This is a genomic window from Streptomyces griseobrunneus, assembly GCF_046713465.1.
Classification (GTDB): Bacteria; Actinomycetota; Actinomycetes; order Streptomycetales; family Streptomycetaceae; genus Streptomyces; species Streptomyces microflavus.
Genome location: NZ_CP177080.1, coordinates 3853354 through 3866990 on the forward strand (window position 1 = coordinate 3853354; position 13637 = coordinate 3866990).

Below are 13637 nucleotides of genomic sequence, written 5' to 3' on the forward strand. Positions count from 1 at the left end.
GCGTTGTCTGACTTCGGCCGGCCGCGGATAGCCCGAGGACCGTTTCGTCTCGGAGCAAATTAGACGGGCGCTCGATCAGGGGCAGGTGCACCTCTTACCTGTTGCGGTGGTCCGCAGATGTGTGCAGGTGTCCGCCGCTGTCTGTCGGCGTTGTCACGCAGTTAAGATAAAAGGCTATCCTCGTCGACAACTCACTGTCGAAGGAACAGGAACTGAAGATACCTAAAGTACGAGACTTTTCGTGCGCCTGCCCGCAGCCGAGTTCTCGCCTCATTCAATCTGTGCATCTCCGCCGCGTCTGCTCGAATATCTGCCAGGCGTAGGCTGAGTTTCGCGATTTGGGTTCGCAGGATATCCAGCTCTTCCTGGTGAAGGTCAGCGAGCAGGGTGCGGGCAGTCCCGAGATCTCGCCTAGCAGTGCTTCGCTTTTGCTCCGCCACCTGTTCGACCGATTTCCTTCGATCTTGAATCTCGTCAAGCCTCCGTTTGAACATGCGCTCGATCTCCGAGTCCTGTTCTGCAGAGAGAATCACAGGACACGATTCTCTTGCCTCTTCTTCACATCGCTGACGCCACGCATACAGAGTATTTGCCTTCGCCGGTCCGACCCCAGCAACCTTTACAGTTTTCCCGTCAGGGGTTACGAGCAACGCGCCCGTGCCACCCTTGACGAGCTTAACTCCAATGATGTCCGCCGCCGAATGAAGGTTCAATTTGGCGAGCGCACTTACGTGCTTCGACGTTATTCCGGATAGGCGAACCTTCCTAAACAGATACGACGACAACCTTTCCGTCACCCAGGGCTCCTGAAGGGGATGCAGAATCTCAGCGACAGAGCCGTCCTTCTCAGCTCTCACCAATCGCAACTCTCCATCTAGCTCCGACACCGCAAGTTTTCTCTCAGATTCTATGCGTGCGAAATCTCGATGCAACTGGACCGTAAGTTCGTGATTTTTTTCTGCATTCACCTCCACCCTAGCTTCTTCGTCGGCAATTAGCTGATCAAGCTCTTCGCGGACCACCGCATAATCGACCGATGCATCTCGCGTCAGGTAGACAAGTTGATTCAAACTTCTCTGACTATTACGCAGCGCCTCCAATTCAGGGCGTCTAGCGCGAACCAAAGCCGACAGAAAAGCAAAGAACAGCAGAAGGACCGCCACACCTGAAACCACACTGCCCACATCGAGAAGTCCAGCCCCACCTATCGCGATAGGCGCAATGGTGACAAAGGCGCCAAGCAAGCACAGGAAGAACTCTTTCCGCCGCCATCCCTGGAAACCCTCCACAGAAAAATCTTGCCGCCCGGAGTTTTCTGCAAGATGCGTTTCGAGCCAAGCCGGCCTACCCGGCTTAGCGTCGGCATTGGGTCTTAACGGAGAATCGGTGAGACCATGCATGCCTGCATCTATTTCAACGGAGAGCGATTTTAAGTCAAATTCTGGGATTTCGTCAAACTGTTCTCCACAAAGACGCGCGAGCCGCTCCATGGAGTTTTTCACAACAGGGTTTGGGTGACGCAGCAGTCCTGGAAAGTGTGCCGACCCGGCTGGATCCAAGAAGTCATCCTCAGAGAGAAGTAAGGATTCGCCATCTGACTCATGAATTTGTGGCCAAAGCGCGGGGTCCGCAGCTACGGCGGTAAGTGTCGTATAGATCACCCAAGATGAGAAGTTGTCTATATTAGGACCGAAGTCATCGAGAGTCCGGTATGGGGACTGATAATTTCGATGTCCAATTTCAGTGCCCCGTTGACCCGCCAGCGATGGCACGAACAGACCGTCATAATCCACCAACCGCAACGTGCGATCCGGAGCCACCAACAAATTTCCGTGCTGAAGGTCTCCATGGGCCATATTATTCTGATGCAGATCGTTTACGATCTCGGCAAAGTTGCGAGCTACTTCGGCGACGGCTTCCTGGTCCTGGTAGTGACTATTTAGCCAATTTGAAAGCTGTATGCCATCGACCCATCTCATTCTAAGGATGGGGTATCGAGCGCCCTCCACGAGGATCCCCTCAGGGATGTACTCAAAGTCCATTTTCCAGGGTTGCGAAAGGGAATCAATGTCGACTCGCGCGAGGTGTTCGCTGATCTTTTCATACCTACGCTCCTGGCCCCGCACTTCTCTGGTGAAGCATTTGATCGCTGTGTGTTGCAGCCCATCATCACCAATAAGCGAGAACACAGTTGCCGAACTCCCGGAGATAGGTTTCGGTACGCCAATTGCATTCATTACAGGCTTGGTGTTCTTGAGCTCCGCTAGGTCGAAGCAAAGTCGCGTATTTTGCAAAGCTGTGGAGTATTGAGACCCGGTGGGCATCCTTCGAGCTTCGGGCTCATTCGCCGGATCGGCATGGGAGCCGGTCATCGATCACTCCGAAATGTAAATGCGTATGAGGGTGATGTCGTCGTTCCGGAGTCTCCCACTGATTATCATTGACGATAGCCAGGACTCGAATACCGACCTATTTTCGGCATGGCTGAATATTCTTACCTTATCTAGCACTTCTTCTATTTGGCTAGGAGTAGCGTTTTCGACGGCATACGTGAACCAGGCAGCAAGCGCATCCGTCATGAGGAAGAACTCGTCGCCACACGTAAACGATCCGCGACCAAAATAGGTGCGCTCGCATACAGTATCCAAGTCGGCCTTGCTCCCCAAGAGATCCGGGTTAACCCCGAAATCTGCAGAGGACTGTACGGGAAATTGGCTGATAACCCTCTGACCTCTGATTTGAAATAGGCAAGAGTCTCCTAGAGCTGCCGCATGCCAGCGGCCCTCTGGTGCTTCTTCGAAATGCACAGCTAACAGCGTGGCGAATGCCCCCGATGCCAATTTTGCCTCTTCATACCAACGCAATGGGCGACCAGAGGCAACACGCTGTTTTACGTAGCTGGAAACCCAACTCTCCCAGCGGTCCATAATCTGCCTAACGAAATGGCGGAAATTATCCCCTGAACCCGTGAAGCCGTCCGGAATGCAACGAGAACTGTCGGCGGCATGCCGGGTGATCATTCTTGCCCATTTCTTCGCAAACATGCTTTCAGTTGCGCCATCGGAAATGGCCACCGCGACGGGGCCGAGCCGCTGATTGCCGAAAGAGAGGTCACGGTCTATGCAAAAGGAGTCCTCGCACTCGTCCTCGCTGCTCCCCTTCTTGGGGATTAACGAAGCCTGTACAGCAACAGGATGGGGATTCACCGCAAATCCGTTGCGCGCGTACCGATATCGAGGAATTGAACCACGGCGGTAATATCTGCATTGTACACAAACCCGCGAGTTTCATCGCTGACTCGATGCCCTAGGGACGCCGCATAAGAGCGCATGTGTCCAGGAAGTGAACTAGACATGGCAAAAAGGAGACGTGAGTACGAGTCTGGTAGTGCCTTGTCAGATTGGGGGAATGTTAGAGGCTGACCGCCGGCAGCTGACACGTGAAGGTTAAACAGAAGGGGTGAGCCGTCTGCAGTCGTGTGGATGCAGATTGCTTTACCGGCCTCGGTGGGATCGCCATCTGTGGACTGACCATCTGTGAGGTTCAGTACAATCGGAGGAAAGCCTCCTGGGTGTTCTTCAACCCACCTTGATACCAAATTATCGGCGTACTGCAACGCGCGATTCATAGGTGTTCCCCCGCGTGCCACCGGCTCCATCCAAACCGGAAAGCTTGCAGCTGTTTCCACGAGACCGCCAGCCCCGTCAGGAACCTTCCTGATGCGCTGATCCACTCTTGCCGGATTGTCCGCAATGAGCGACAGGGGAATTAGGTCACGTTCAGCGAGTTTGCCGTCGAAAGCGGAACCTACGGATTCACCGTACCCAATGACCGCAACATGGAAGTAATCGCGGACGCCTGACTCCTTGGCACACTTGATGGTCAGCTCATAAAGAAGGCGATTAATCGCGTCAGCAACCACTTCTGCCTTAGGCTGCGGGATGTCGCCGCCGATCGCACTCGCCATAGACCCGGACCGGTCTACTAGGAAGACGATGCAAGCAGGGTTACTGCGGCTGATCTCTGCTGTGTATGCCATCTCGGCCTCCTGGACATTGTGATTCGGGTTGAGCCCAGGCTGCACCTGCCGACTGGCCCCCGTCAGGACTTCCTAGCCTAGTCTCACAGTGTGTGTATGGCAGGCTGTTGAGCTGAACTTGAGGGCAAGAGGCTAAGGCGGAGTGTCGTGGGCGCAGGTCAAGAGTCGGCACCTCCACATTGCGCCAGCAGCCGTGACCAGGGGCTTAGCACCAGTCCGTTCGCAACTGGGCCGATCGACAGCACGTACTTCATAAGTGGAATTCAGCATTCCGGAGCAGTAAGGCACTCTAAGCTACCCAGGTCGGAGCGAGGAGGAGCATGTCCGCGGAAGAGAGCAGTACTGAGAGTGGCGCCAGCCGGCGCCTGGCTAGGTCCCTCAAGCGGCAAGTAGCGGAGGCGGAGGCGGTACTGCTTGCGCGCCGTCGAACGAACCGCTGGTTTCGAGTTTGCTTGGCCGTGGTGGCAACCGCTGTCCTCGTCGGTGGGCTAGCTTCGGCGGTCGCCTGGGGTAACGCAATCGTCGAAAAGCTGATCCTAGTTTGCAGTGTCCTCGTAGCAGCTTTCGGTGGAGTATCGGTATTTATCAAGGCATGGGTTCGCAGGAAAGGTCTACCCTCCCTAGAGGAGGCAGAAGCCACGCTTGAGAGAATTCGAGATGATCTGCGCTGGACAGAGGCAAGCAATAGCGTTGCGAGCCAGATTAGCCAGAGCCTTTATAAAGCAGATGTGGCTGCACATATTGCACAGTATCAAGAAGAAAGCGATAAGTATCGAAAGATTCACAACAGGCTTCAGTCCGTAATTATTGTCGGATCGCTTTGCACAACTACCGTAGCTGCGCTGCAATCGGGTGAGATGACGCTTGCGCAATGGGCTACAGTTGGTTTGAGTTTTACTGTCGGACTTGCTGCAGGTTTTATGGGGTACTTCAAATTCCGTGAGCGCAGTTTCTACCTCCAGCAGACCGCAGACCTTATTGAACAAGAGGTCAACGCGATGACGCTGGGTATTGCAGACTACTCGGGGATGAATCGTCAAGAATCTCTCGCACGCTTCGTTGAGCGGGTGGAGGTGTTCCGGAATGAACAGCGGCGTCGGCAACAACAATTGGATCAGCCTGTGGAAGAACACGTTGCCGGATCTGCTGAATGGAGTCGCTCTTCAACAGGGCTAGCTTGATTCGACCCGAGTACCTCAGGCTCTCACTTGTCCTACGACATGGCCGAGGCGCAGCTTTCTCCCTGCCTGCACACCTGCGCCCATCCCGTCCGCCGTCGACCCACACACCGTGGAGCGGGCGTGGTTCATGGCGTCCAGGTGGAGCGCGCCACTGTACGAACGACCTGGACGCCATGGGCCGCGTCTGCTCGGCTCTGCCTGGGTCGACGGCGGGCGGGATGGGATTCCCTTCAACGCACGCCACGACGGGCTCGCGGTCGGCAATCGCGCCACTCCACCCCGGTGTCGGCCGATCCCCCGCCGGAGGCATCATCTTGTGCCCGCGGATAACGTCCGGCCCTTGCCCGCATGCACGCAGCGCGCCGCCGGGCGCGGCCAGCCGGGGCGAAGACAGAGGCAGGCCGCGCCGTCGAGGCGGCGCGCGCCCGCGCCGTGCGCGGGCCTTGATGAAGTAGAGAAAGTCTTATCCCGCTGTGATGAGCTGCTTGCCGTCGTGGCTCCGCACGTGAGGGCCGTTGCCGTCCAGGGCGTCCAGAAGACGGACCGCGTAGACCTCGGCCATGCGCTCGCTGACCTCGTCGGGGGTGAGCCAGGAGACGGCTGTCGACTCGCTTGATGTGCGCTCAGTGCCACCAGAGGGCTTGCAGCGGAAGACCAGGGCGACGATGCCTCGGGTCGTGTTCTTGTATACGCCGGTGAGCTGGTCCACCTCGACGTGGATGCCTGTCTCTTCCCAGACCTCGCGGGTAACGCCGGCCTCTGGTGTCTCGTTGAGTTCGAGGATGCCGCCGGGGAGCTCCCAGGTGCCGTTGTCGGCTCGGCGGATTGCCAGGAGGCGGCCGTCCTCGCGCACCACTACTCCGGCGACGGACACGGAGTGCAGGGGAGTGGGTGTCGCTTCCTGTGGTTGACTCATGTAGAGGAGCATAGGAGGCAGGGAAGGACTATGGGAACTGCGGCGGGAGGGGCCGGTTCCGGTCCTCGGTATGTACAGATCGCTGATGACCTCGTGCAGCAGATCCGGGCAGGGGTCCTCAAGGCTGGCGACATGGTGCCGAGCGAATCCGAGCTGGTGGACCGCTACGGCGTCTCCGGTGGGACGATCCGTAAGGCCATGGTCGAGGTACGGGCGAGTGGGCTCGTCGAGACCAGGCATGGCAAGGGCTCGATTGTGAAGAACCGGCCCCCCGTACGGCACCGCTCCTCCGATCGGTTCCGGCGCTCGCTCCGGCAGGGTGGCCAGGCCGCCTACCTCGCGGAGTCCGCACAGTCCGGCGCCACCGCGAAAGTCAGCGTCCTCTACATCGGTCCCATGGACGCGCCCGAGGATGCCGCCGAGCGCCTGGGCGTCCCCGCTGGTACGCAGGTGTTGGCCCGCCGGCGCCTCTACTTCCGTAACGGCACCCCGGTGGAGACCGCCTCGTCGTACCTGCCCTGGGACGTGGTGAAGGAGATCCCTGAGCTGTTCGCCGAGAACCCTGGGGGCGGAGGCATCTACGCCCGACTCGAAGACCACGGCCATGAGTTCGCGGAGTTCGTCGAGACGCTGCAAGCGCGCCCGGCCTCGAAGTCGGAAGCGTCGGAACTGGCTCTCAGCCCGGGTGCGCCCGTGGTTCACCTGATCCGGGAGGCCCGTACGACCGTGGGTCGGGTGGTCGAGGTGTGCGACACGCTCATGGCCGCTGACCAGTTCGTTTTCGAGTATCGGATCCCTGCCGACGACTGACGTCCGCTCAACTACCCGCAACCCGTCGCGAGTTCTTCTTCGCGGCGGGTTGACTCATGTACAGGAGTCCGGCACTCTTCTTCATGTCACTCATGTACATGAGTGACGGAGTTCAGCATCTATAGAGGAGTGATCTGCTGTGCGTCAGATTCCCGTCGACACCTCCGGCGCTGTCGTGATGGTCGCCAAGACTCCGCAGGTCAAGGTCCGTGACCGCCGCACCGGTGAGATCGCCACCGACATGGAGACCGGTGCTCAGCTCATGACCGTGGACGTGATGTTCGCGGCGAACGAGGAGGTGGAGATCCTGTCCGTCACCGTTCCGGAGCCCGGGATCACCGGTGAGCTGGCCATGGGTACGCCGGTCGCGCTCACCGGCCTGGTCGCCCGTCCGTGGGAGAACGACTTCAACGGCCAGCGGCGGCACGGCATCGCGTTCCGCGCGGTCGCGGTCACCTCGCTCGCCGACGTCGCCGCCACAGGGTCGAAGGCGGCCTGATCATGACCGCCTTCACGGTCGCTCTGGTGCTGGTCGTCGCTGCTGCGGGTCTCCTGCGGTGGCGGCGGCCCGCCTGGTACTGGCTGGCCTTCGGGGTCACTCTGGCCGCGCTGAGGGTCTTGGTTCGGTACCGCTCGGTCATGGACGCGTGCGGGTTGACCGTTCCGCCGGCGCGTTGGCGGTTATCTCTGGCTCGGGCCACCAACCGTCCGATTCCTGAGCCCCGCCCACCGCGTATCCGGCGACTGCGGCCGACTCGCACCGGCCTGGTCCTCCGACTCAAGCTTCGCCCCGGCCAGGACGTCTTCGACATCGCCGCGGCCTCGGACCGGCTTCGGCACTCGTTCTCGATGTTCGGCGTGACCTCGCGTGAGGTGCGGTCCGGTGTCGTCGAGGTGCGGATGACCGGATACGACGTGCTCAAGCGGGTGCAGATGCCTGCTGAGACGGAGACCCGGGCGATGCGAGTACCGGTCGCCCTTCGGGAGGACGGGTCGGTGCACTACCGCGACTACCGCGCGATACCTCACGCCCTCACCCTCGGCGCCACGGAGTCCGGCAAGTCGGTCTACCAACGCAACCTGGTCGCCGGCCTTGCTCCTCTGGACGTCGCCCTCGTCGGCATCGACTGCAAGCAGGGGGTCGAACTCTTCCCACTGGCGCGCCGGTTCTCAGCGCTGGCCGACAGCCCGGACACCGCTGCCGAACTCCTCGATGCACTCGTGGCGCGGATGGCGGACGTCTACCGCCTCATCCGTACCCAGCAGCGCATCACCGTCAATGTGCCGGACGCGGAGATCGCCGCCGACATCTGGGACCTACCTGATGAGCTCCGCCCGACCCCGGTCGTCGTCCTGGTCGACGAGGTGGCCGAACTCGCCCTGTACGCAACGAAGGAGGAGGAGAGGCGGCGGGACCGCATCATCACCGCCCTGGTCCGTCTCGCGCAGCTCGGCCGCGCCGCCGGTATCTACCTCGAAATCTGCGGACAGCGCTTCGGCTCCGAACTCGGCAAGGGCATCACCATGCTCCGCGCCCAACTCACCGGCCGCACCGCCCACCGTCTCAACGACGAGACCTCCGCCAACATGGCCTTCGGCGACATCGCCCCGGACGCGGTCCTCGCCGCCATCCAGATTCCCGCCGAACTGCGAGGCCTAGCCATCGCGGGAGACGCGTCCGGCGGTTGGCATCGCATCCGCGCTCCGCACACCTCGCTCCGCCAGGCCGTGAACCTCTGCAACCGGTACGCCGACAGGACCCCGGACCTGCCCGAGCTGGCCCCCTTCCGGCCCACCACCGGCACCGCCCCCGAGCTTGTGCCATCGGCGAAGGCCTCTCCGGCCACCGCCTGATCTCTCCCCCCACCCGGTAGGCGTGACCGTCTTCGCGCCGAGTCCCTACCACTGCCATGCCCAGAGAAGGGAGAACCGCCATGTGCCCCGACTGCGAGGACTTCGCCCTGACCGTGCTTCTGCTCGGCCAACTCGCCCTGTACGCCGACATGGCTGGCGCCGACCTCGACTTCGTGGACGTCGTCAGCCCGTCCCTCGCCGTGTCGCTGCCGGAGCCGCCGCCGGACACGTTCCCGGACGACTCCGACCCCGCTGAGGACTCCTGATGGGCGCCCGGCACGGTCTCCGGATCGACGCGGTGTTGATCCAGGCGGTCATCGCCGGGGCTCTGTCCTTCGCGCACCTGCACGACCTCGCCGCCGCGGCCGGACAGGACGGCTGGAAGGCATGGGCCTACCCGGTCAGCGTCGACCTGCTCCTTGTCGCCGCCTGGCGTCGGCTGCGTAGCGAGGGTCCGACTCGGTTGGCCTGGTGCTGGTTCCTGATCGCCCTGTTCGCGTCGCTCGGCGCCAACGTCGCCACCGCCGGGTTCCTCGACCTGGCCGACCCGCCGGCCCCGCTCCGGCTCGGCATCGCCGGATGGCCCGCACTCGCCTTCCTCGGCGGCACTCTCCTCGCCCACTCATCGGGGAAGCCGGAGCCAGCTCCGCCAGCCTCCGTCGTGGAGACGAAAGACGTCGGGCCGACGCGTGTGCCTGACGCCGCCCCGATCCCATCCCCGGCCGATGAACTCCCTGCGCCAACCGCCCTGCCCTCGCCACCGGCCCCGTCCCCGGATACGCCCGTCCCCGCCGTGCTGATCGACCACGCCCGCAAGGTCGCCGACGAGTACCGCACCCGCACCGGATCACCGATCGACACCGAAACCCTCCGCTCCCGCCTCGGCGTTCCGCCCCACCTCGCCGACGCCATCGCCGCCCGCCTCAGCTGACCGCAAAGGAGAACTGAGATGACCCACGATCCCGCCGACCTGACCGTGGCCGACTACCTCGACGGAGCGCGTGAGATGGCCGCAGCCGGACGTCCCTTCCTCGCTCACCTACTCGCCGAGGAAGCCGCACGGCGCGTCGACGACCCGGCCACCGCCCGCAGTATCCGCGCCCAGTACACCGACCCGACGACCGACAGGGGCTGACCGGCATGCCCGCCCGCGACAGCTTCCACTCCGTGATGCGTATCGGCCCCGTGCAGATCGGCACCCACCGGGACCGCACCGGCCGCACTGCCCACGCCGCCGTCTGCACTGCCGACCGCTGCGGCTGGTCCGCCGACTACTCCAGTCGGACCGCCGCCCAACTCGCCGCCCGTACCCACCGCTGCACCGTCCGTTAGGAGACAGCGTCCATGGACGTCCCCCTCTGGATTGCCCTGCTGGTCGTCGGCTACCTCGGCATCAAGCTCTTCCGTCCGCCGGTGTGGCTGATCTGCGTGCTCCTCCTCGGCGGCTACCTCCTCGCCGACAGCCTCTTCGCGTCCGTCATCGACACCGCCGTCAAGTAACCCGCGCCCGGGAGAGGAGAACCACTCATGTTCCAGCCCAAGATCCCGACCATGCCGCAGCCCTCGGGCCTGGTCACCCCGCCCGCCGTCGTCCAGCCGACCACCATCACGCCGGGCACGCCTGCCCCGGCACCCGCCGCCACCCCTGAGCCGTCCCGTCCGGTTGTACAGCTCACCCCCCGCAGTGCGGTCGCGCTCGTCGGTGCCGGTACTGCCGTCGTCCTGGTCGTCGGCACAGTCCTGGTCTCGCTGTTCCTGGCGGTCGCCGTCACCAGCGCCTCGGTCGCCGTCTGCGCGGTCGTCCTGCGCTCCCTGATCGCGTCCGACGCCAAACGCCGCTGACCGGCCCCCGGGCGGCCTCGATACCGCCAAGCATCCGCCGCCCGGGAGCCGTGCCCACCGATCGATCTCGCAACCGGAAGGAACCCCCAGCATGGCCCACCGGCCCTCACCCTCGAAGCAGAAGCGGTCCATGCCCGCCCCACAGCTCGACCCGACCGTCCTCGGGGACGTCCTCCGGGTGGCCTCGGCCTCCGACTACACCCGCTGGGAGGACCAGATCCGCCGCACCGGCGGCTGTGCCGACCCCGTTCATCTGAGCGGCTGGGTAACCCACAAGGACAAGACCACCGGCGAGACCCTGCACCGCTACTCGACCGCGCACGAGCCGGGCGGACGCCTCCGCATCGCCTGCGGCAACCGCCGCGCCTCCCGTTGCCCTTCCTGCGCCTGGACCTACGCGGGCGACACCTACCACCTGATCCGCGCCGGCCTCGCCGGAGACGACCGCCGCGACATCACCGCCGCCGTCCGCGACCACCCGCGCGTATTCGCCACCCTCACCGCACCCTCGTTCGGCCCTGTCCACAACCGCCCCGACCGGGGCACCTGCCGGTGCGGCACGGCGCACGCCTCGGACTCCGGGGACCTGGGCTCCGCCCTTGACCCGGAGACCTACGACTACGCGGGCGCAGTGCTCTTCAACAACCACGCCGGGGAGCTCTGGCAGCGTTTCACCACCCGACTCCGCCGCGAACTCGCCATCCACGCAGGAATCCCACGCCGTGAGCTGGGCGACCATCTCCGCCTCTCCTTCGGCAAGGTCGCCGAATTCCAGAAGCGCGGAGCCCTCCACTTCCACGCCGTCGTACGTCTCGACGGCCCCGAGGGACCTCGTACGCCGCCGCCCTCTTGGGCCACCGTCGATCTCCTCACCGACGCGATCCGCGCCGCAGCCGCGCACTCGTACACGTCGATCTCTGTCCCGGCTGCCGGTGAACAGCCGGCCCGGACCTTTCGATGGGGCCGACAGCTCGACGTCCGCCCGGTCAAGGCCTTCGGCGACGGTTCAGATGTCACCGAACAGGCAGTCGCCTCGTACGTGGCCAAGTACGCCACCAAAGCCGCCGAGAACACCGGCACCCTGGACCGCCGTATCGGTGAACTCGCCGAACTCGACCGCCACCGCGTTCCCGATCACACCCGTCGGCTCATCACCGCATGCCGTGAGCTCGACAGCCTCTATCCGGACCGACGTCTCTGGGCCTGGGCCCACATGCTCGGCTTCCGCGGCCACTTCTCGTCCAAGTCCCGCACCTACTCCACCACCCTCGGCGCCCTCCGTCAGGAACGCGCCGACTACCGCGCCGCCCAGGAAGCGTCTGCTCTCGGCCTCGCCGACCGCGAACCGGACACCGTCCTCGTCCTGACCGACTGGCAGTACGTCGGCCACGGGCACACCCCCGGCGAAGGGGCCCTTGCCGCCACCATCGCCCGTGATCTCCAGACCAACCGCGAGACCGCCCGCGAAGCCCGGTATGACGCTCTGGAAGGGACAGCTGCATGACCACCACCGTGATCGAGCGCAAGTGGCACTCCACCACCGAGGTCGCCGAGATGCTCGGCTTCGGGCTCTCCAAGACGAAAATGCTCGTGCTCACCGGGGAGATCCGCTCCGTGAAAGTCGGCCGCAACCGCCGCATCCTCCCGGCCTGGGTGGACGAGTACATCCAGCGCGTCTCCGCCGACGCCGAAGGGTGGGCGGCATGACCGGCAAGCGCGGCAACGGAGAGGGCTCCATCTACCCGTACAAGACCGGCTTCGCCGCCTACGTCTGGGTGACCAAGCCGGACGGGAAGCGCGCAAGGAAGTACGCGTACGGCAAGGCCCGCGAAGAGGTCCACGACAAGTGGCTGGCCCTCCACGCGGAAGCGAAGAAGGGGCCAGTGGCCACCCGGCACCGCACCCTCGACGCCTTCCTGGCGTACTGGCTCGACTCGATCGTGAAGCCCAACCTCGCCCCGCTGTCCTACGTCTCGTACGAGGGGTACGTCAGGCTCTACATCACCCCTCACCTCGGCTCCAAGCGGCTCGACAAGCTCACCGTCCGGGATGTGCGCGAGTGGCTGACCAAGCTGGGCACCGTCTGTCAGTGCTGCGCCCAGGGGAAGGACGAGAAAAGGGCGGCTGCTCGACGGAAGTGCTGCGCGGTCGGAGACTGCTGCGAGTCGTACCCGTCCCGCCGGGTGATCCAGGCATCCCGCGACGCTCTGCGGGCTGCCCTGACGCATGCGGTCACAGAGGAGGAGATCGGTAAGAACGTCGCCTCGCTCGTGAAGGTGCCGAAGCCTCGTCGACGCCGGATCAAGCCGTGGTCTGTTGCTGAGGCCGGCCAGTTCCTCGCGGACGCTGCTGCTCGCGATGACCACCTCTTCGCAGCCTGGGTTCTTGTGCTGACGCTCGGCCTGAGGCGCGGGGAGGTTCTGGGGCTTACGTGGAAGTCCATCGACTTCGAGGCTGGCGAACTGTACGTGGACCACCAGATCCAGCGGGCTGGCAGGCAGATCCTCCACCGCGAGACCAAGACCGAGGACTCTGACGACTTCCTGCCCCTGCCGTCCCTCTGCCTGAAAGCCCTACGGATGCGCCGGGCTCAGCAGGTCGGCGACCGGACGGCCGCGGGCGAACTCTGGCAGGACGCGCACGGCCTGGTGTTCACCACCAAGTACGGCACTCCGATCGAGCCGGGGAACCTCACCCGGATGTTCGCACTTCGGGCCCGCCGCGCCGGCCTCCGGGTCATCCCTCTGCGGAACACGCGGCACACATGCAGTTCGCTCCTGGTCGCGCTCAAAGTGCACCCGAAGATCGCTCAGCGAATCCTTCGGCACTCACAGATCGCCATGACGATGGAAGTCTACGCCGAGGCCAGCGAGGAAGAGGTGCGCGAGGCGATCGGCAAGCTGTCCGACGCGATGGGCGGTACCGGCTGACACGGTTGCTGTACTTCGCTGCTGTACGGGCAACGAGAGAGGCCCCCAGGATTTCTCCTGAGGGC

General features: G+C 63.4%; 17 protein-coding genes. 13 read left to right on the forward strand and 4 right to left on the reverse strand.

Going from position 1 to position 13637, the window contains the following annotated elements:
* Window positions 1-191 precede the first annotated feature (191 nt).
* Genes ACK8N7_RS17615 through ACK8N7_RS17625 form a run of 3 tightly spaced genes read right to left on the reverse strand, consistent with a single transcriptional unit; the run spans window position 192 to window position 4039 of the window.
* The gene (locus tag ACK8N7_RS17615; protein WP_500443137.1) at window positions 192-2372 is read right to left on the reverse strand and encodes an AarF/UbiB family protein; all 2181 of its coding nucleotides are present in this window, start codon (window positions 2370-2372) and stop codon (window positions 192-194) included.
* A gap of 3 nt (window positions 2373-2375) precedes the next feature.
* Window positions 2376-3206 carry a protein phosphatase 2C domain-containing protein gene (locus ACK8N7_RS17620; RefSeq protein ID WP_500443138.1) on the reverse strand — a complete coding sequence of 277 codons (831 nt, stop codon included), beginning with the start codon at window positions 3204-3206 and terminating at the stop codon, window positions 2376-2378.
* The gene (locus ACK8N7_RS17625) at window positions 3203-4039 is read right to left on the reverse strand and encodes a vWA domain-containing protein (RefSeq protein WP_500443139.1); all 837 of its coding nucleotides are present in this window, start codon (window positions 4037-4039) and stop codon (window positions 3203-3205) included. The genes ACK8N7_RS17620 and ACK8N7_RS17625 overlap by 4 nt, the downstream gene beginning before the upstream one ends.
* Window positions 4040-4359: 320 nt before the next feature.
* On the opposite strand from ACK8N7_RS17625, the gene ACK8N7_RS17630 reads away from it, so the two are divergent.
* Window positions 4360-5220: a DUF4231 domain-containing protein gene (locus tag ACK8N7_RS17630; RefSeq protein WP_079134260.1), complete on the forward strand. Its 861-nt coding sequence runs from the start codon at window positions 4360-4362 to the stop codon at window positions 5218-5220.
* Between the two features lie 463 nt (window positions 5221-5683).
* On the opposite strand, the gene ACK8N7_RS17635 is transcribed toward ACK8N7_RS17630, so the two are convergent.
* The gene (locus ACK8N7_RS17635; protein ID WP_500443141.1) at window positions 5684-6148 is read right to left on the reverse strand and encodes an NUDIX hydrolase; all 465 of its coding nucleotides are present in this window, start codon (window positions 6146-6148) and stop codon (window positions 5684-5686) included.
* Between the two features lie 18 nt (window positions 6149-6166).
* Between ACK8N7_RS17635 and ACK8N7_RS17640 the strand changes: the two genes are divergently transcribed.
* The 12 genes from ACK8N7_RS17640 to ACK8N7_RS17695 all read left to right on the forward strand — a co-directional run bounded on the left by ACK8N7_RS17640 (window position 6167) and on the right by ACK8N7_RS17695 (window position 13572).
* Entirely contained in the window at window positions 6167-6946 is a 780-nt protein-coding gene (locus ACK8N7_RS17640; protein ID WP_201105301.1) for a GntR family transcriptional regulator, read from the forward strand.
* Window positions 6947-7085: 139 nt separating this feature from the next.
* The gene (locus ACK8N7_RS17645) at window positions 7086-7445 is read left to right on the forward strand and encodes an SCO3933 family regulatory protein (RefSeq protein ID WP_500443143.1); all 360 of its coding nucleotides are present in this window, start codon (window positions 7086-7088) and stop codon (window positions 7443-7445) included.
* Between the two features lie 2 nt (window positions 7446-7447).
* Window positions 7448-8800, forward strand: a complete 1353-nt coding sequence (locus tag ACK8N7_RS17650; RefSeq protein WP_500443145.1) for an FtsK/SpoIIIE domain-containing protein — start codon at window positions 7448-7450, stop codon at window positions 8798-8800.
* Window positions 8801-8880: 80 nt separating this feature from the next.
* Window positions 8881-9066, forward strand: a complete 186-nt coding sequence (locus ACK8N7_RS17655) for a hypothetical protein (protein ID WP_500443147.1) — start codon at window positions 8881-8883, stop codon at window positions 9064-9066.
* Complete coding sequence (locus ACK8N7_RS17660) at window positions 9066-9731, forward strand: DUF2637 domain-containing protein (protein WP_500443149.1); 666 nt, start codon at window positions 9066-9068, stop codon at window positions 9729-9731. The genes ACK8N7_RS17655 and ACK8N7_RS17660 overlap by 1 nt, the downstream gene beginning before the upstream one ends.
* Window positions 9732-9749: 18 nt before the next feature.
* Complete coding sequence (locus ACK8N7_RS17665) at window positions 9750-9935, forward strand: hypothetical protein (RefSeq protein ID WP_126931169.1); 186 nt, start codon at window positions 9750-9752, stop codon at window positions 9933-9935.
* A gap of 5 nt (window positions 9936-9940) precedes the next feature.
* Window positions 9941-10132 (forward strand): mobile element transfer protein, encoded by a 192-nt coding sequence (locus ACK8N7_RS17670; protein WP_003967784.1) that lies wholly within the window; start codon window positions 9941-9943, stop codon window positions 10130-10132.
* 12 nt (window positions 10133-10144) lie between these two features.
* Window positions 10145-10300: a hypothetical protein gene (locus tag ACK8N7_RS17675; protein ID WP_010060553.1), complete on the forward strand. Its 156-nt coding sequence runs from the start codon at window positions 10145-10147 to the stop codon at window positions 10298-10300.
* A 27-nt stretch (window positions 10301-10327) separates the two neighbouring features.
* Window positions 10328-10642, forward strand: coding sequence for a SpdD-like protein (locus tag ACK8N7_RS17680; RefSeq protein ID WP_500443152.1), 315 nt, complete (start codon window positions 10328-10330; stop codon window positions 10640-10642).
* A 91-nt stretch (window positions 10643-10733) separates the two neighbouring features.
* Window positions 10734-12146, forward strand: coding sequence for a replication initiator protein RepSA (gene repSA / locus ACK8N7_RS17685; protein ID WP_500443154.1), 1413 nt, complete (start codon window positions 10734-10736; stop codon window positions 12144-12146).
* Window positions 12143-12349 carry an excisionase family DNA-binding protein gene (locus tag ACK8N7_RS17690; protein ID WP_018513692.1) on the forward strand — a complete coding sequence of 69 codons (207 nt, stop codon included), beginning with the start codon at window positions 12143-12145 and terminating at the stop codon, window positions 12347-12349. The genes repSA and ACK8N7_RS17690 overlap by 4 nt, the downstream gene beginning before the upstream one ends.
* Window positions 12346-13572 carry a site-specific integrase gene (locus ACK8N7_RS17695; RefSeq protein WP_500443156.1) on the forward strand — a complete coding sequence of 409 codons (1227 nt, stop codon included), beginning with the start codon at window positions 12346-12348 and terminating at the stop codon, window positions 13570-13572. Before ACK8N7_RS17690 ends, ACK8N7_RS17695 begins: the two co-directional genes overlap by 4 nt.
* The last annotated feature ends 65 nt before the right edge of the window (window positions 13573-13637 follow it).